The 741-nt window shown below is 42.0% G+C and carries 1 protein-coding gene and 1 pseudogene; one reads left to right on the plus strand and one right to left on the minus strand.

Annotated features, from left to right (window positions below):
* Positions 1–300, minus strand: a pseudogene (locus A3750_RS00650) (23S rRNA (guanine(2445)-N(2))/(guanine(2069)-N(7))-methyltransferase); the annotation flags it as partial.
* Between the two features lie 384 nt (positions 301–684).
* Between A3750_RS00650 and A3750_RS27245 the strand changes: the two are divergent.
* The coding region (locus A3750_RS27245) for a ribosome modulation factor (protein ID WP_369819911.1) at positions 685–741 on the plus strand (57 nt) is incomplete at its 3' end.

Raw genomic sequence — 741 nt, forward strand, 5'->3', positions numbered from 1 at the left:
ATCTTTATTCGTTCCCGCAAACGACACAGAAAATGTCGAATCAGCACTAAAATGCTGAGCCCAAGGGATAGAGGACGCGTGACGATATACATCAGATCCTCGTTCAATTTTTCCGGTAGCGAGCTCAAGAAATACACGATTAGCAATTCGCGACCAGAGTAGGCAGCGATAAATTTGCTCAAGTTCGGCCTCCGCTTCAACACCGGCATTGACTGCACGAGTTGACGAAAGCCCCATTTCGATTAGCTCTTGTTCCAACAAGTACTGCATACCCAGCGGGCAAGAAACAAATAATCTCATAAACAAATTCACCAGTACCTAAAAATATAAATTGAAATAAGGGCTACATACCGACACAAAATTGCCCACAAATAAACGCATACACACAAGGCTTATACCAAGACTCTATAATCACTCACTCTGATAGCTAAAAAGATTTCTATACTTTATGTAGGCGTTTTTGCTAACTTAGTAGTTGTGCAATTAGTAAGCAGTCAGCTGCACAAAAAGTTTGTTATTTATCGCTCTAACAATAATCCAACCAAAGGAGTTCGAAACCCTCGTGCTAACTCTCACCCGCTGAGTAAAGCACCTAAGGCGTCAAACGCCAACATACAAGACACTTTCGATGCAAATAAACGTTTGCTCGCAAGTCACAGTAGAATGACAAAGAGGTTCGACTAAATGAAAAGACAGAAAAGAAACCCGATGCATCGCGCTTACAACCGCGGTTATCTTGCA

Source organism: Oleiphilus sp. HI0079 (assembly GCF_001635105.1).